Source organism: Staphylococcus sp. HMSC062H10, assembly GCF_001836945.1.
Lineage (GTDB): Bacteria > Bacillota > Bacilli > Staphylococcales > Staphylococcaceae > Staphylococcus > Staphylococcus aureus.
Map to the genome: position 1 here is coordinate 1 of NZ_KV830996.1, position 17,027 is coordinate 17,027.

Here is a 17,027-nt window from a genome sequence, read left to right on the forward strand (position 1 = left end):
GCATAAGAGCCACTAATTATTATAAATAATAAGTGGCTCTAAAAGGAGGTGAATGCTATGTCACAAGAAATTTTAAATGTTGAAGGTATGAGCTGTGGTCACTGCAAAAGTGCTGTTGAATCTGCATTAAATAATATTGACGGTGTCACTTCAGCTGAAGTTAACCTTGAAAATGGTCAAGTAAGTGTTCAATATGATGACAGTAAAGTTGCTGTATCTCAAATGAAAGACGCAATTGAAGATCAAGGTTACGATGTCGTTTAATTAGGCAATATTCAACGTCATCAACACCAAATTAAAAAATCGAACTGATGAGAATCCCAACAATCCAAATTATCTCATCAGTTCGATTTTTAATTTACTCGTAACCTAGTATCTCCAGTCTGCAATACATCTAATGTTGCATCTAATGCATCGACAATTAGATTTTCAACTGTAGCTTCAGTATAAAACGCAATATGTGGTGTTAATATGACATCTTCCCTGTCAATCAACGATTCTAACAATGGATCGTTCAGTGTTTTGCCCCTTTGATCACTTGGGAAAAGTTTGCGTTCAAATTCATACGTATCAAGTGCTGCACCTTTAATCACACCATTGTCTAATGCGTCTAATAACGCCTTAGTATCTACTAAAGAACCTCTTGCACAATTGACAAATACTGCGCCCTTTTTAAAGTGTTTAAATAATTCAGCATTAAATAGATAATGATTATATTTCGTTGCAGGTACATGTAATGTCACGATATCAGCACCTTCAACCGCTTCCTCAATCGTATCTTTGTAATCGACATACGTTGCAATTTTAGCATTAGGAAACGGGTCGTATGCGACCACATCACTTTGATAACCATTGGCAAATATATCGGCTACTACACGGCCAATTCGACCTGTACCAATAACAGCTACTTTTAAATCTTTAATGGATTTCGATAAAATAGTAGGTTCCCATCTAAAATCATGCTCTCGCACTTTCGTTTGAATTTGATTAAAATGACGAACCACATTAATAGCCTGATTCACAGCAAACTCCGCAATTGAATTCGGAGAGTATGACGGCACATTTGACACAATCAAGTTATACTTGTTTGCTAACTCCAAATCATATGTATCAAATCCAGCACTACGTTGTGCGATTTGTTTAATACCTAGTTCATTTAATCGTTTATAAACATGCTCTGATAATGGTATTTGTTGTGATAGCGATAAGCCATCATAACCAGCGACACCTTCAACATTGTCATCAGTTAATGCTTCTTTAGTAATATCTACCTCAACATGATGTTTCTCTGCCCACGCCTTGATATAAGGCATATCTTCATCACGTACACTCATGATTTTAATTTTTGTCATTTTAACATCACCCTTAACTTTATTATTTATATAAATTTGCTAATTCTGTTAATCTTATTGCTGCTTCGTCTAATTGCTGGTCATCTAACGCCAATGAGATTCTCACATAACGATTACCATTCTCTCCAAATGGTTTCCCCGGTGCAACAAGTATTGATTTCTCTTTCACTAAAAATTGCTCAAATTGCTCGCTGTCATAACCAGACGGTGTTTCCAACCATACATATATGCCACCTTTAGCATGAACAAATGGCAAATCAACTTTTGCAAGCATGGCTTCGAATCGGTCACGACGTGCTTTAAATACATTGCTTTGTTCTTCTAAAAAATCATCATAATGATTCAAAGCATATATTGCGGCATCTTGTAATGCACCAAACATCCCAGCATTTGTGTGCGTTTGGTACTTTTTCAAAGCTTGAATCATATCTTTATTACCAACTGCAAAACCGACTCTAAAACCTGACATGTTATAACCTTTAGACAAGGAATAAATTTCAATCGCAACATCTTTCCCATTTTCCGAAGCAAGTATACTAGGATTTTTAGCGTCGAAACCGAAAGCACCATAAGCAAAGTCATGCACGATTTTAGTGTCTGTATCTTTAAATTTAGCTATCGCTTCATCAAAAACTTCTTTCGTAGCTGTCGATCCAGTTGGATTATTTGGATACGTTAAATAAATGAGTTTTGTTTTATCTATTATTTGTGAATCAACTGTGGACCAATCTGGCAAATAATGTGGCGGTTCTAAATTAAGTGGCACTGGCTTTCCATCAGCTAAAAGTACTCCTGCCAAGTAATCTGTATAACCTGGATCCGGTAGTAACACGTAATCTCCTGGATTGATAACACATGTCGGTACTGCCACTAATCCATTTTTTGTACCATATAAAATACATACTTCATCTTCTTTATCTAACGTCACATCATATTGTCTTTGATAAAAATCTACAATGGCTTGCTTGAACATCTCTTTACCATGAAAAGCACCATATTTTTGATTTTCAGGAATAGTTAGTGCTTTTTGAAAATGATCAATAATACCTTGTGGCGTGGGCCCATCAGGGATCCCAACTGCCATATTAATTAATGGCAATGGTCCATGTTCGATTTTACGTCCCATCGTTTTCCCGAAATAACTATCAGGGATATTTGCTAATTTGTTAGAAATCATCAAATTCCTCCTCTATCATTAAACATAGCCTGGGCGACTATCATAATCCTAACAACTTGTATCACTCTCATTTAGATGGTTACAATGACATCGTCATTCACCGTTATGTTCAACAGAATTTATGTCACACGTTGTATTGAATGAATTTATTTTCATTTTAGGTAGGTACAATATTATTGTCAATATTAGGAATTTTCAGATTAATACACACTCAATCGTTATGATTTAACAGCCATGCATATCCGCATGCGCAACCAGTTAGATATGCTTATATAAAGTATAACGCCCATCAAGGCACGTATTCAAACGTGAACCTTAACAGGCGTCATTCATTGTTAAATAAAACTTCTTAAGCACATACTTATTTCACAATGTCTTTTACGTTCCCCTTATACTTTTCTCACATCTTTCTCTTAGACTACTCCCTTACACGCCTTGCTCAATATCTTTAATTATTTCGTCTACAGTTATTTTCGCACTCGTTAAGACAATAGGAACGCCTGCACCTGGATGCGTACTTGCACCTGCAAAATATAAATCTTTATAATCTCGCGATACATTTTGTGGACGATAATAATTACTTTGCGATAAAGTTGGCATTAAACCGAATGCCGAACCAAATTTCGCATGATACGTTTGCTCAAAATCATTCGGCGTAAAGATGGTTTCCGATATAATATGCGATTTTATATCTTCAAATGCTTCAATTGTTGCTAGTTTACGATAAATAACATCTTTTATTTGTTGTGTCAAAGCTTCATCTGACCAATCGATTCCGCTACCTGTTTTAAGTTCCGGAGTCGGCATTAACACATAAATACCAGTTTTGCCTTCTGGCGCAAGTGATTTATCAGCGACCGCTGGAACATACACATAAATAGAAGGATCATATGATAAACGTCCCTCAAATATTTCTTCAATATTGCCTCTAAAATCATCTGAAAAAATAACATTATGAAGTCTCACTTGATCTGTCACATCAATATCTATACCGATATACATTAAAAATGCTGAACAAGAGTAATCTAAGTCTGCAATTTTATGTGGTGGATACTTTTTAATAGGTGCAAAATCTGGCATTAATGATTCCGCAACACTAGGGAAATCAGCCGTACATAAAATTTTATCAAATTTTCTTATGTCACGATTCACTTTTATCGCATCGGCCCTTTTGAATTTAGGATCAATAATAATTTGCTCAATTTCAGCATTAAGTTCAATATTAACGCCTAAGTCTTTATTTAATTGTGCTAGCCCTTGAGCCATGCCATACATACCGCCTTTAATAAAATGCACACCAAACATCATTTCAATCATAGGAATAATTGAATATAGTGACGGGCCTCGTTTTGGATCAATTCCTATGTATAACGTTTGAAAGGCTAACAGTTTTTGTATTTTTTCATTATCAATGTACTGCTCAATTAATTGATCTGCATGATTTAGAGTTTTTAATTTAGCACCTTGCACAAGTGACGTCATATTATAAAAGTCACTTGGTTTGCGATACGTTCTTTCTAAGAAATAGCGACGTGCAATTTCATATTTTTTATAAACATCTGTTAAAAAGGACATAAAACCATGTGTTGAACCCGGTTCTATACTTTCTAGCATGTGCTGTAATTCAGCTAAATCTGTAGGCACCGTTATACAATCATCGCGGTCAAAATACACGTCGTAAATATAACGTAATTGTCTCAATTCAATATAATCTTCATAATTTTTACCACACATTGTAAATACATCTTTATAAACATCTGGCATCATGACAATTGTGGGACCCATATCAAATGTAAAGCCGTCTTTCTTTAATTGATTCATACGCCCGCCTACATTTGTATTTTTTTCAAATATCGTCACTTCATGACCTTGAGAAGCAATACGGGCTGCCGCTGCTAATCCTGTGACACCTGCACCAATTACTGCAATCTTCATTATTCAACCACCTATATTATATGATATTTACTATTTATTTCATGAAACAACTTTGCTTTTTTCCTCTTATCCACAAAAATACGTTCATGTAATGTATAGTTAGCCTGTCTCACTTCGTCCAGTATTTCAATATATATACGTGCTGCTAATTCTATGATTGGTTGTGCTTCAATACTAAATACTTTGATTTGATCCATAACATCTCGAAAATCTTTTTCTGCGATAGCTGCATAATATTCCCATAAGTCAATATAATGATTATTAACACCATTTTGGTACACTTCAGCAATATCAACTTCATATTGCTTTAATCGTTGCTTACTAAAATATATCCGTTCATTTTCAAAATCTTCACCGACATCTCTTAATATATTAATCAATTGCAACGATTCACCAAGCCTTCTTGCGACATCGTATGTCTGATGTGTTTCATGATCACTTAAAATCGGCGTCAATACTTCACCTACTGTACCAGCAACACCATAACAATATCCGAATAATTCAGCGTCCGTTTCAAACATTGTAAAATGTTGATCTTTATATACAGTATCAATGAGATTATAGAAAGATTGAAAGGCGATATTTTTATGTTGTGCAACATGCTGAAGCGCCATCATGATTCTACGATTACTTTGAAAGTGATGATGTTCATATGGGTATTTTTCAATAGATTGTATATCTTCTTTTATTTGATTTAAAAATTGAATATCGCCATAAACATCTATACTGTCATCAATTTTACGACACACAGCATAAATTGCCCAAACCGCTTTTCTTTGATCTTCTGGTAACAAGTCAAAAGCGTAAGAAAAGCTTTTTGAATGTTTCTTCATGATTTTATGACAATATTTAAAATTCATATCCATCATTGCCATACTAGTCCTCCTATATTGAAATGCCATTACCTTGATTTATTGTTCTTTAGATATAGAATATTGACGACCTTTCCATTCAACTACACCATAACAATGCGTTTGTCTCCAAGATTGGATGAAAATTTTAGTAAAAAACATAAATAACAATGGATGACATACCATTAATAAATTAGAAAATTGGCCGACCCTTCGATGCAGATAAATAAATTGTGTAGTATAGCTCAAGTAAACTGTTAACATTTTTCCTACAGACATTTGGCGATATTTTAAACTAAGACATAGCCCTACAATACTCGCAATAGAACCGAACAACCACAACACTATTGCTGCCATGATCTTAGGCTTTGTGCCACCTGCCCCAGTTGACAAATGCTTTGTCCATCCTTCTTGTAATGACTGAAATCCTTCTTGATACATGCGAAATGCAACAAACGGAAATCCTTCATAAACTGTTACGGGCAATGATTGTGAAGTATATGCACTTCCTAAAGCAAATCCTTCAATAATATGACGGTTCGCACTTTTATGACCTCCAGTTGCATAATAATCTTCTTTATTTGTTAATATCACCGGTCCAAATGCATGTTGGTTAGTCTGACCGTCGTCTAAGGTAGAAAATACATTCATACCAATGACTGTCATTAAATTAAATATCGCTGAAAACCCTTCGTAGAAACGCTTTGTTATATGATAAGGCTGTACGCTTAACAATCCTTTTTCACCTTGTAATTGATACTGATTAATCAACGTTTCAACAGCATCTTTCCTTAAGAAAGTTACATCAGCATCTACAAAAGCAATACGATTCGTGCATGCATGCGTCACACCTTGATAACAAGCATGTGATTTCCCATACCATTTACCTTCAGTATCATCAACAACATCTACTACAGTCGCACCATATGAACGCGCTACACGTGCTGTTTCATCTATCGATCCGTCATTCATAACAATGACATCTACTGGAACTTGCTGTTGTATTATCGAATGTAGTAAATGACCTATTCTTTTTTCTTCGTTTCTAGCCGGAATAATAATTGTTAATGCTTTATGATTGAAGTTCAGCGTTTTCGCCTTTAGCTGATGCCTACGATTAAATATCAATGCACCACACGCCATAGACATAGTCACTATTACTGTTAATATTCGTGATAACCATTTCATAGATATCACTTCCTATTCTTCGCTTCTCGCGCGTTTATTTTGTCTGCGACTTGTTGCCCACTTAATGTAACCATTGGCATGCCACCACCAGGATTTACTGATCCACCTACAAAGTACAAGTTTTCAAAATACTGACTTTCTTTAGGAAATTTAAACCCTTTGTTTTTCTTTTTATCTGCTACAACACCATATATTGCACCACGATTAGAACGATAATTTTTTTCAATATCCTCCGGTGTCCAAACATCTTCATAAATAATGTGTTTTCTTAAATCAGTAAGTCCCATTTCTTCTAATTTATCCAAAATTTTATCCCTAAACTTCGCATAATCTTCAGCTGTAAAAGGCTGATCTTGAATATATGGAATATGTGGTAAGACTTTGATGTTTTCATAACCTACTGGTGCTTGTGTGTGATCAGTTTTATTCGTATTTACTAGATAAATGGTCGGATCATCTGGCAATACTTTTTCATGAAAAACTTGTTGATAATTGAGATAAGCATTTTCCGTAAAAAAGAAATTATGATGTGCTAATTGCGGGTATTGGCAAGCAACACCTAAATGCATCACATATCCTGAGCTTGCTGGCTCAAATTCCCGCTCTAATTTGTTTAATCGTTGAGTATCAAGGTGAAGTAAATATTTATAAGTAGGTATGACTTCCATATTTGAAATAATATAATCTGCCTTTACAAACTCACCTGTATCTAATCTGATACCCGTCACACGTCTTTGATATGTTTTAATATTGTCCACACGTGTACCTGTATGAATTGTGACACCTTCTTCACGCGCTAACTTTTCCAAGGCATTGGCTAAATGATGGATTCCACCTTCTACATACCAAAGGCCTTGCTCTTGTTGCATATGGAATAACATAGATAATACAGCTGGCGCATCGTATGATGAAGAACCAACATATTTGATAAAATAGCCTAACATTTGTCGCAAGTATGGATTCGAGATACGCTTGTCTATGGCCTGTTGCATAGTATGTACATAATCATAATTAATAAGTGCATTTAATGGCCCATGAAATTTAATAATTTGAGAAAGTGTATCTAAGCCATGCTTAAAATATCCTTCTTCAGTTATACGATCGATTTGTTTTGTGTAATTCAAATAATTTTGCAGTTCCTCTATATCCTTGTTCGACAATATCGCATTATGCTGACCTGTTTCTTTAATACCTTCATACAAATCGATAGTCGTTCCATCTGGAAAAAAGCTACGCCATTGATGTGGCAATCTCTTGATTTTAACGTAGTCTGACATTTGCTTCTTGCTATATTCGAATAATTTTTCAAAAATATAAGGCATCGTTAAAATAGATGGACCTAAATCAAAGCCAAAGCCATCTGATTCATGACGATTCACTTTGCCTCCTATATGATTATTTTGTTCATATAATGAGACCGAATAGCCACTTTGTGCCATTCGAATTGCTGCAGAAATCCCACCTAAGCCACCACCAATAACGATGATATGTTTAGTCATGACGTTCACCTCTTCGTTTTAATATGCGTAGTAACTGCGTTAATCTCGGTCGATTATAACGTTGCACAATAATGATTGGAACATTAGCTATCATTGCATAGAAAATATTTATATACTTTACTAAACGAGGGCCTTTATTGAATATGATGACTGGAAGTATCGATATCCAATGAATTAACTCTGCCCTCTTTGTCTCTATAATCATTTTTTCAATTTCATCAGTATTGATTGTCATTAAATGACGCTGATCATATATATTTTGATTAAGCTGATGACCATCTAAAATCTTATGTTTCCATTTTCTTACGTAAAACCATTTGTTCCAAAATTTTCCATGCTTCTCAAAGTTAAATGATTTAAATATTATATGCTTCTGACGAAAATACTTGTCAGGAATTCTTGTACCTAAATTTGCTATATTTAGTTGAACAATTAACCAATACATACTGCAGAAAAATGCTGTTTTGATATATTTTTTTATGATTTTCATTTAAATTGAATCACTCTCAATCATACCTATATAGTATAAATTGCCATTTTATTACTTAGTTCCCTAAAGATTAGTGAATAAACCGCTCTCATTTATATTTATATAAAACAAAAACGCCAATACTCTCATGTTAGAGACTATTGACGTCATTTGATTTACATTTGATTAATGAATGAAATTATATGAACCTGCTTGGTTTGCTGAAATAGTTCGTGATGTTACGACACCTGCACCGTGACCATAGTTCATTTCAGAAACACGTACTGAACCATTGCTATTCACGCTCTCAACATAAGCTACATGTCCATAGTAACCTTGTGTTGTTTGCATGATTGCACCAGCTTTAGGGGTATTGTTCACAGTATAACCTGATGCAGCAGCTGCACTAGCCCAATTGTTGGCATTGCCCCATGTTGAACCAATTTTTCCACCAACACGATCAAATACATAATAAGTACATTGTCCTGAAGTATATAAGTTACTTCCTGATGCATAACCATTAGAAATTGAACGACCATTTGAAGATGGCGCTGCAGTTGTAGTCACACGAACATTATTGCTTGTTGTGCTATAACTTGCACCTGATCCACCAGTGTAATAGTTATTTGTTGCTGTTTGGCTATTGTTTGTATAGTTATTGTAAGATGCATTGTTATAACTATAAGTATTGTAGTTGTTGTAGTAGTATGTGTTGTTTTGCGTTAATTGACTTGGATTCCAATTTCCTGTCCAAGTGTAATGATAATTACCTTGTGCATCAATTGTATACGTATAGCTGTATGATTGAGCGTCATTAGAATTATATCCATTGTTATTTTGTTCTGCGGCTTGTGCATCATGTCCTGCAAATGCGATAGTGGCAAGTCCTGCTGTAGCGATTGTAGCTGTAACGATTTTTTTCATAATTAAATATCCTCCCAATAATCAAAACACTCTATACATATAGTCATTAGCGACTCAATTATTTTAAATTTTATATTTTTTATTTTTTTAGTATGCAAATAATTATAACTTTTATAGTTTTGCGATAAAACAAACTATAACAGAGATTAGGTACCTTGTGGACTTTGTTATCATAATGTAATCTGTTCCTAACAAAGCATCATTGAATGTAATATACCAATTAGAATGTTTACAACACTTTTTCTGCACCGCTAACATGGGATTTGAAAATAAAAAAAGCACTAAACTTTTAATGAAATACATCCTTTTTGATAATAAATATCAGAAGTAATGTAATATTTCAAAAGTTTAGTGCATCAAGTTATCTCTTATTTGTAGCATGTGTTTCCATCGTTTTTACAATCAAATCAGTCAGTGCTTTACTACCTGCATATTCTAAGTGAATACCGTCATATGCAAAGTACTCCGGATGACCTTCAGAAGCTTTATACCAATCGACTAGATGTACATTAGAGCGCTTTTCAGCTGCCTCATAAATTAATTTATTTATTCTACCTTCATAATCTCTAGGTACTCTAATAGAAACTAAATAAATGTCTGCTTTTCCGAAACTATCCAATAGTTCATTTAATTGATCTTTCGTAAATGCGCCATTTGTACCAAGCTCTACTACAACTTTTTGACCTTTTTTAGCATAGTCTTTATATTGCGATTTCACAATTGGTGTAGCATCAACGAGTTGCCGTCCAACTTTACCATCAATTTGTGCATTTGGTATTTTCTTAGTAAAGACATTACCAATATCCACCATAACCGAGTCACCAATTAATAGTGGTGATGACTTTTTAATATCCTCTTTACTATTTGCTGTCTGCTTATCCTCTTGCTTATCTTTTTTAACGACTTTTTTCTTCGTTGTTTTAAATTCCGTCTTCTTCTCTTTCTTCTCGGCTTCATGTTGTTTGCCAAGTGCATCAAACTGTCCACTGAGCACAACGATAGACGGAACCAATAATAGGATAACTAACACAGTTCTAGCAAATTGCCCCTTCTTTTTAGGTAAAAATGCAAAAGCTTTAAACCCTTTTTTACGTATAGGTGTTTCAATAAAGCGATACGAAATTTCAGCCATTAACGCTGTTAACAAAATTTCTATCACATAGACGTATACGGGTATTTGTCCTTGTACGTAATAACTGTTCACAAAAACAATGATAGGATAATGCCATAAATATAAACTATATGATCGTTTACCTATAATTAGCAAGGGTTTCATACTTAAAAATTTAGCAAATAAACTAGAAGGATGTACCGCAATCGCAATAATGAATAAAGTTGCAAATGATATAATGTAAAATCCTCCATTATAAATCCATTGATCTTGGTCTCCAACTATAAAGAACAAAGTCATTAGCACCGCAAAACCAGATATCCCTATAATATCTAATGATACGACAATCTTTTTAGAAATATCTTTTTTCAAAGCAAACGGTGGCCAAATAAATGCTAATATACAACCAAGCAATAAAGTTTGCAGTCGTGTATCTGTCCCAAAATACACACGTGAATTATCTCCAGTGATGAAATGAATCACTATCATAAGTCCTAAAGAAATCAACGATACAATAAATAGCGTTTGAATAATATTTCTCGGTTTAAATCTATGTAATAAGAACGTGATAACCAATGGGAAAAGCAAGTAAAATTGTTCTTCAATGGCTAAAGACCATAAATGTTTGAGTGGTTCAATAGCAAATTGGTTAAAATAATCTACATTCTGTGAAATGTACCACCAGTTTGAAACATAGAATATAGCTGCAATAGCATCTCGTTTCATTTGTATAATCAATTCCGGTTTAAATATCAGTGTGAACGTAAGCACGACACAGATTAAAAATAACACTGCCGGAATGAGTCGTTTCAATCGTCGCTTCCAAAACTCTAGTAAATCGATTTTTTGCGTCCGATAATACTCACTTATCAACAAACTTGTTATTAAATAACCTGAAATAACGAAGAATGTATCTACTCCTAAAAAGCCCCCACTTAACCATTGTGCATTCAAGTGATAAATAATGATTCCTATAACTGCGAATGCCCTCAATCCATCTAATCCGGGTAAGTATCGCGGGGAATACATTTTTTCTAAACGTTTAAAGTCTTTTGTATCCATGTTAATAAACGCCCCATTTATTTTTCTCTATTTTGTAGCATATCACAATATTTTTGAAAATAAAATATTGCACTGATTTTCATTAATTGATTTAACCCTTAATTAAGATAGTTTTAAATTTTTTATTAAGTAGAAAACAATTATTACAGTTAATTTCATTACTGCAAACCACATATAAATTTGTCGATTTTACTACATAACATAGATTATCATAGATTCTTGAATTTTTAACAAAATAACTGTTGTTTTCATTATATTTTTACAAAAAAAGGTTCGTTTTATATTTTATGCATCTTACTTTTACAGAATCATTAAGATTTGCTATTCGGAATTTACTTTTTCAAAGTTGAAAAAACTAACATGTATTGAAAATAAAGTGAAATGCAGCCTATCCTCTAATTTAAACCAAACGATATATCACGTCAACCTTTATATTTAAACGCTATGTGTCACTTTTAAAATGAATATTACTAAGATTGTCATATCAATTATTCATTGCATCGAATTAATCTTTTAAATTTCTATAATAAAACCTATTATCTACATCTAATTTAGGAAAACTACTTGGTAAATCTCCTCGCTTAATTTCTCGGAAGCCATTATTAGAATAAAAATACTGTGCACTAATAAATTTATCAATTGTTCCTAAATAAATACCATCGATATTTTGTTCTTTACATGTCATTATAACTTTATCTAAAAGTTTTTTACCTATTTTTAAATTCCTATAACCTTCATCAACAAACATTTTTTTAAGTGCAGACATATTATTATCTAGTCTAATCAAACCTATAGTACCAACAATATTTTGATGATTGTTTATTGCAAGCCAAAATTGACCTCCGCTATTCAAATAATTATGTTCGATGTTTTCCAAATCAGGTTGATCATTCCTATCAATATTTATATTAAATTCATTTTTTTGAATCGATAAAATAAATTCGATTAACTCTTCCTTATAAGATCTATTATATTCAATTATGTTTATAGCCATTTTTATCTCCTTTTTCATTTAATTTAATCATAAAATGCGCGTTTAGTTTGTATCTAGTGTACTCAGTACAGCCTCAAATGAAGTTTCATTCCACTTGGCACTTAATAAAGACAAGTATTTTAGCAGTAATACAATAAAGTCCAATAAATTTCCCTAACTTCAATATCCACTTTTTAAGAAATGTATTTTTAATTAATAAAAAAACTCTCCCCAATTTCTATGGGAAGAGCTATATATTTAATGTCTAAACATTACTTTTATTAATTATGAAGGAATTAGAATCCCCAAGCGCTTAAACCTTGTGCTTTGTATGCTTTAACAGCTGCGTTGATTTGTTGGTCAACAGTGTTTGTTGGACCCCAACCTGGCATAGTTTGGAATAAACCTGAAGCACCTGATGGGTTGTAAGCATTTACTTGACCATTTGATTCACGAGCGATGATTGCAGCCCATGTAGCAGCTGAAACACCAGTACGTTGAGCCATGATTTGAGCTGCTGATGAACCAGTAGCACCTGCAGTATTACCATTGCTTAATCTCACTGAACTTGAAGTAGTTGAAGTGCTGTAGTTATGGTAAGTTGGAGCTGAAACAGCTTCAACGTTTGAGTTACTTGATTGTGCATTGTAGCTTACTGATTGTACATTTGAACCTTGGTTGTATGAAGTAGTGTAGTCTGCACCTGCAACGTTTGAGAAACCAGCAGTTTGACCATTAGCTGCTTCATAGCTCCATGACCATGTAGTACCATTTGAAGTAAAGTTATATTGGAAACCATCTTTTACAAAGTGGATGTCATATGCACCATCTTTGATTGGAGCTGCATTTAATTGATCTTGGTGATTATGCGCTAAGTCAACTAAGTGTGCTTGATCAACGTTTACTTCAGCAGCGTGTGCTTGATGTCCTGTACCTGCTGCGTAACCTGTTACACCTAATGCCACTGCTAATGATGATGCCATAATTGTCTTTTTCATAGTAAAAAATCCTCCAGTAATAATTGTAAGTTTATGTTTTTAGTAATTATATTTTGAATTTGAATGTCGTAGTGCAAGTTTAAATTGTCTTTTATTTCTTTCAACGGTACTCACTATATCATAAAAAAGTAGCAAGTAAATTACACTTTCTTTACAAAACATTACAATATCAAGTGTTATTTGTAATGTTGAAATATGGTTGTTTTATACTGTAATGTGAAATATGTTTCTTTTAGAATCTAATCAATCCTTGAAATAAGCATAAATGCATAAGTTTTTTACTATATTTAGCTCAACTATTACAGCTTTCGTAATATTACAGATTGTATTTTTGTTACACGCCTGTAACATTACCGTCATCAAATACAACTTACTTTGATCAATTAAACGCAATTAAAAAGCAATCAACACATAGATTTCTACAAATGTATTGATTGCTATTATTATTACATATTCAAAGTTTTAGAATACACATCTTTTATTAAATTAAAGTCTTCCTTTTTCAAAAGACATATTTGATTTTAAACACGTGAGTAAATTTCTTCTATAATGAAAGTTTCTATTTCAATTGTTTTGCTAATCCAAACTTATGATTTAAAGATTACTCCATTTCAATAGATAGATCGGAAATTAACCCATAAATTTGAAAATATCATTTGTATAAAGACGAAATACTTTTCTATAAACGATATCCGCAACCCACGCTGTAAGGAATGGTACTACAAAGAATGCAACTACAATAAGCAATACACTTAACCATGCTGAATCAACATGCATGAATTTAAACGCATTGATTGGCCCAACCATACCTATAAAACCAAAACCAGCAGATTCTTTCGTTCCATAAATACCAACTATTGCTGATACCAACCCTGAAACAATTGCAGTCGTTAATATTGGCAACATTAAAATTGGGTATTTGACAATATTCGGTATCATCATTTTGACCCCACCGAAGAATACAGATAGTGGTACACCTAATCTATTTACTTTACTAGTTCCAATAATAAGAACGGCTTCAGTTGCTGAAATTCCGATTGATGCAGATCCAGCAGCTAGTCCAGTAATACCTATTGCAAAAGCAATTGCTACCGTAGATAACGGTGAAATAATAATAAGACTAAATACCATTGAAATTAAAATACTCATTATAATTGGTTGTAATTCTGTGAATCCATTTACCATATTTCCAATGCCTGTTGTAATCATTCTAGTATATGGCAATATTAGAACACCTATAGCTCCTGAAATACCTCCAACTACTGTCGGAAAAACAATCAACGCCATACTACCGACACGATGTTGAATTAACAAAATAAATAATACGGCTATAGCTGCTGTGATCATTGTATTTATCAGGTCACCTATACCAGCAATAACCCAAGCACCATTTTTAAATTGTGCTGCCCCGCTTCCTACATATGCAGCACTAGATACTACTGCAATTGCTAATGGCGATAGGTCAAATTTCATGGCAATTAATGCACCAATCAAAGCTGGTACTGTAAATTGAATTGCTACTACAACACCCAGTAATGTTTTAAAAATTGGATGATAATCCATAAAATACTTAAAAATTTCTCCAAGTATAGCATTGGGAACTAAACCCGCAACAATACCTATAGCGACACCCGATAAAACTCTAAATATAAAATCTTTTGGTGTAATTGTTTTAATTGATGTCATAATATCATCCTTCCACTTATGTATACGCATATTTATGCAAAAATAATAAAGAGCCTTAAGTTATAAGCTACCACTAGCTTAAATTCTAAGATGTGCATGCCGATGTTGTTATATTTAGGCTAGCGATATCATCTATAACTCAAGACTATGAAAAATAGTATATCACAAAATTCTGAATTTTTAGATAAAGAAATTGGCAATTTTTCAAACATATTGTTACAATACACTTTTATTTTATCTTCATTTTTAAAATACATTCATATAATAGAAGAAAGGCATTCAAATGCTTACCAAAAAGGTACATTATTTGTTAGGAGCGTATCAGCACTTACATATCATCAACACAATTGACAATATAATAGAAGATACTGATAATAAGTGTTAAAACAACAGATGTTAGGTAGTGAACAAATGATTGAAAGTAAATCCATAGATCCAAGAATCGTTAGAACCAAACAATTGCTTGTCGATGCTTTTCTTAAAATTTCTAGAGAAAAGAAATTATCTCAAATTACAGTTAAAGATATCACTGATATTGCTACGCTAAATCGTGCAACATTTTACGCTCATTTCACTGATAAAGAAGACCTCCTAGACTACACATTGTCTGTAACCATTTTAAAAGACTTGAATGATAACTTGAGCATTTCTAATGTCATTAATGAAAAGGTACTGCGTAATATTTTCATTTCAATTGCGAGTTATATCAAAGATGCTGCAAAGTCTTGCGAATTAAATAGTGAAGCATTTTGCAACAAAGCACATCAACGTATTAATAATGAATTAGAAGATATTTTTGCGATTATGTTAGAAAACAGCTATCCGGAGCATCAACGAGATATCATTGTAAATAGTGCGAGTTTTTTAGCAGCTGGTATCTCAGGCTTAGCATTACATTGGTTTAACACGAGTCAAGAAACAGCCGATGTGTTTATCGATCGCAACCTTCCATTTTTAATTCATCATATAGCACATTTTTAATAAAACTTGGTATTTAGTCATGCATCTTGAAATCACTATGTGACTTAGGTTCATACTTGTACACACAATAAAATTTAACGTATTACGATTGATTAGCCGTGTCTAGGACATAAATCAACGTCCTATACTCTACAAAGCCATATTGGCAGTCGTTAACTGAATAAAAATAAGCTTGTCATTAAAACATATAGATTTTAGTGACAAGCATTTTTGTTTTTGCGTACTTAAACAACACTTCAGGCAATATGTTGTTTAGGCAACAAATGATATGTACGTGTTTATTGGCAAACGTACGACATAGTAGTATAGTATGTCTAAACAACACATGTCGCATAGTTGATATGCGTTGTTTAAATACTAAGATAGGAGGGATTGACGTGAGCGAGACAGATGAACCTCAGGGGTTTGAACACACGCATAACATATTAAATATTAATCAGAATAGTCAGAGTCTAATGACATTCATTATAAGTAAATTGAAGTCGAAGTTGAAGCATCACATAATAATTGCTCGTGGTAATAAGCGAATCGACTATCGACTGTCGTATAACTTTTACACTACGTATTATGATAATGTAGAAATCAAGAAAATCGACTGTGAATATACCTATGCGATGGCCATTGCAATTTTAATAAGACACACGATGTCATTCGACAATGCTCATTTCTTTGCTCAGCTACGTCATCCTGTCTTATAAAACAACATTGCAGACATGTATATCAAACGGCACTTCAATAACATCACTTTGCCGTCGTACTACTATTAAAATCGTGTCTCAAACCCCTTATTTTAATTCCAAAAATCTGCTGGTCAAAAGACC

Annotated in this window: 16 protein-coding genes; 3 read left to right on the forward strand and 13 right to left on the reverse strand. The window is 33.3% G+C overall.

Features of this window, described 5'->3' with window-relative positions; genetic code table 11:
* The first annotated feature begins 57 nt into the window (after positions 1–57).
* Positions 58–264, forward strand: a complete 207-nt coding sequence (copZ, locus tag HMPREF2658_RS11900) for a copper chaperone CopZ (protein WP_000076662.1) — start codon at positions 58–60, stop codon at positions 262–264.
* Positions 265–353: 89 nt separating this feature from the next.
* Here the strand turns inward: copZ and HMPREF2658_RS11905 are convergent, their stop codons facing one another.
* The 13 genes from HMPREF2658_RS11905 to HMPREF2658_RS14415 form a co-directional block, all read right to left on the reverse strand.
* On the reverse strand, positions 354–1,352 hold the full coding sequence (locus tag HMPREF2658_RS11905) for a D-lactate dehydrogenase (RefSeq protein WP_070854430.1): 999 nt from the start codon (positions 1,350–1,352) through the stop codon (positions 354–356).
* Between the two features lie 22 nt (positions 1,353–1,374).
* Complete coding sequence (locus tag HMPREF2658_RS11910) at positions 1,375–2,529, reverse strand: aminotransferase class I/II-fold pyridoxal phosphate-dependent enzyme (RefSeq protein WP_000625070.1); 1,155 nt, start codon at positions 2,527–2,529, stop codon at positions 1,375–1,377.
* A 426-nt stretch (positions 2,530–2,955) separates the two neighbouring features.
* Positions 2,956–4,464 carry a phytoene desaturase family protein gene (locus HMPREF2658_RS11915; RefSeq protein WP_000686188.1) on the reverse strand — a complete coding sequence of 503 codons (1,509 nt, stop codon included), beginning with the start codon at positions 4,462–4,464 and terminating at the stop codon, positions 2,956–2,958.
* 11 nt (positions 4,465–4,475) lie between these two features.
* A complete protein-coding gene (crtM, locus tag HMPREF2658_RS11920) occupies positions 4,476–5,339 on the reverse strand; it encodes a 4,4'-diapophytoene synthase CrtM (protein ID WP_001251175.1) in 864 nt (287 codons plus the stop codon).
* 36 nt (positions 5,340–5,375) lie between these two features.
* On the reverse strand, positions 5,376–6,503 hold the full coding sequence (crtQ, locus tag HMPREF2658_RS11925; protein ID WP_000871719.1) for a 4,4'-diaponeurosporenoate glycosyltransferase: 1,128 nt from the start codon (positions 6,501–6,503) through the stop codon (positions 5,376–5,378).
* A 5-nt stretch (positions 6,504–6,508) separates the two neighbouring features.
* Positions 6,509–8,002: a phytoene desaturase family protein gene (locus HMPREF2658_RS11930; RefSeq protein WP_000160447.1), complete on the reverse strand. Its 1,494-nt coding sequence runs from the start codon at positions 8,000–8,002 to the stop codon at positions 6,509–6,511.
* Positions 7,995–8,483 carry a glycosyl-4,4'-diaponeurosporenoate acyltransferase gene (gene crtO / locus HMPREF2658_RS11935; RefSeq protein WP_072433182.1) on the reverse strand — a complete coding sequence of 163 codons (489 nt, stop codon included), beginning with the start codon at positions 8,481–8,483 and terminating at the stop codon, positions 7,995–7,997. The genes HMPREF2658_RS11930 and crtO overlap by 8 nt, the downstream gene beginning before the upstream one ends.
* Before the next feature lie 174 nt (positions 8,484–8,657).
* The gene (locus HMPREF2658_RS11940; protein ID WP_000725216.1) at positions 8,658–9,395 is read right to left on the reverse strand and encodes a CHAP domain-containing protein; all 738 of its coding nucleotides are present in this window, start codon (positions 9,393–9,395) and stop codon (positions 8,658–8,660) included.
* Between the two features lie 361 nt (positions 9,396–9,756).
* Complete coding sequence (locus HMPREF2658_RS11945) at positions 9,757–11,568, reverse strand: acyltransferase family protein (protein WP_000379831.1); 1,812 nt, start codon at positions 11,566–11,568, stop codon at positions 9,757–9,759.
* A 505-nt stretch (positions 11,569–12,073) separates the two neighbouring features.
* Complete coding sequence (locus HMPREF2658_RS11950) at positions 12,074–12,562, reverse strand: GNAT family N-acetyltransferase (RefSeq protein ID WP_000996740.1); 489 nt, start codon at positions 12,560–12,562, stop codon at positions 12,074–12,076.
* Between the two features lie 275 nt (positions 12,563–12,837).
* Positions 12,838–13,539, reverse strand: coding sequence for a lytic transglycosylase IsaA (isaA, locus tag HMPREF2658_RS11955; protein WP_000751266.1), 702 nt, complete (start codon positions 13,537–13,539; stop codon positions 12,838–12,840).
* 630 nt (positions 13,540–14,169) lie between these two features.
* Entirely contained in the window at positions 14,170–15,225 is a 1,056-nt protein-coding gene (locus HMPREF2658_RS11960) for a PTS sugar transporter subunit IIC (RefSeq protein WP_000200678.1), read from the reverse strand.
* A gap of 128 nt (positions 15,226–15,353) precedes the next feature.
* On the reverse strand, positions 15,354–15,452 hold the full coding sequence (locus tag HMPREF2658_RS14415; protein ID WP_223181132.1) for a hypothetical protein: 99 nt from the start codon (positions 15,450–15,452) through the stop codon (positions 15,354–15,356).
* 184 nt (positions 15,453–15,636) lie between these two features.
* Between HMPREF2658_RS14415 and HMPREF2658_RS11970 the strand changes: the two genes are divergently transcribed.
* Positions 15,637–16,206, forward strand: a complete 570-nt coding sequence (locus HMPREF2658_RS11970) for a TetR/AcrR family transcriptional regulator (RefSeq protein WP_072468843.1) — start codon at positions 15,637–15,639, stop codon at positions 16,204–16,206.
* 197 nt (positions 16,207–16,403) lie between these two features.
* Positions 16,404–16,904 (forward strand): hypothetical protein, encoded by a 501-nt coding sequence (locus HMPREF2658_RS14420; RefSeq protein WP_001796731.1) that lies wholly within the window; start codon positions 16,404–16,406, stop codon positions 16,902–16,904.
* Positions 16,905–17,027 lie beyond the last annotated feature (123 nt).

Bases quoted from the DNA above. Each gene is read 5' to 3' on its own strand.
- copZ (WP_000076662.1), top strand. From the start codon at position 58: ATGTCACAAGAAATTTTAAATGTTGAAGGTATGAGCTGTGGTCACTGC.
- HMPREF2658_RS11905 (WP_070854430.1), bottom strand. From the start codon at position 1,352: ATGACAAAAATTAAAATCATGAGTGTACGTGATGAAGATATGCCTTAT.
- HMPREF2658_RS11910 (WP_000625070.1), bottom strand. From the start codon at position 2,529: ATGATTTCTAACAAATTAGCAAATATCCCTGATAGTTATTTCGGGAAA.
- HMPREF2658_RS11915 (WP_000686188.1), bottom strand. From the start codon at position 4,464: ATGAAGATTGCAGTAATTGGTGCAGGTGTCACAGGATTAGCAGCGGCA.
- crtM (WP_001251175.1), bottom strand. From the start codon at position 5,339: ATGGCAATGATGGATATGAATTTTAAATATTGTCATAAAATCATGAAG.
- crtQ (WP_000871719.1), bottom strand. From the start codon at position 6,503: ATGAAATGGTTATCACGAATATTAACAGTAATAGTGACTATGTCTATG.
- HMPREF2658_RS11930 (WP_000160447.1), bottom strand. From the start codon at position 8,002: ATGACTAAACATATCATCGTTATTGGTGGTGGCTTAGGTGGGATTTCT.
- HMPREF2658_RS11940 (WP_000725216.1), bottom strand. From the start codon at position 9,395: ATGAAAAAAATCGTTACAGCTACAATCGCTACAGCAGGACTTGCCACT.
- HMPREF2658_RS11945 (WP_000379831.1), bottom strand. From the start codon at position 11,568: ATGGATACAAAAGACTTTAAACGTTTAGAAAAAATGTATTCCCCGCGA.
- HMPREF2658_RS11950 (WP_000996740.1), bottom strand. From the start codon at position 12,562: ATGGCTATAAACATAATTGAATATAATAGATCTTATAAGGAAGAGTTA.
- isaA (WP_000751266.1), bottom strand. From the start codon at position 13,539: ATGAAAAAGACAATTATGGCATCATCATTAGCAGTGGCATTAGGTGTA.
- HMPREF2658_RS11960 (WP_000200678.1), bottom strand. From the start codon at position 15,225: ATGACATCAATTAAAACAATTACACCAAAAGATTTTATATTTAGAGTT.
- HMPREF2658_RS11970 (WP_072468843.1), top strand. From the start codon at position 15,637: ATGATTGAAAGTAAATCCATAGATCCAAGAATCGTTAGAACCAAACAA.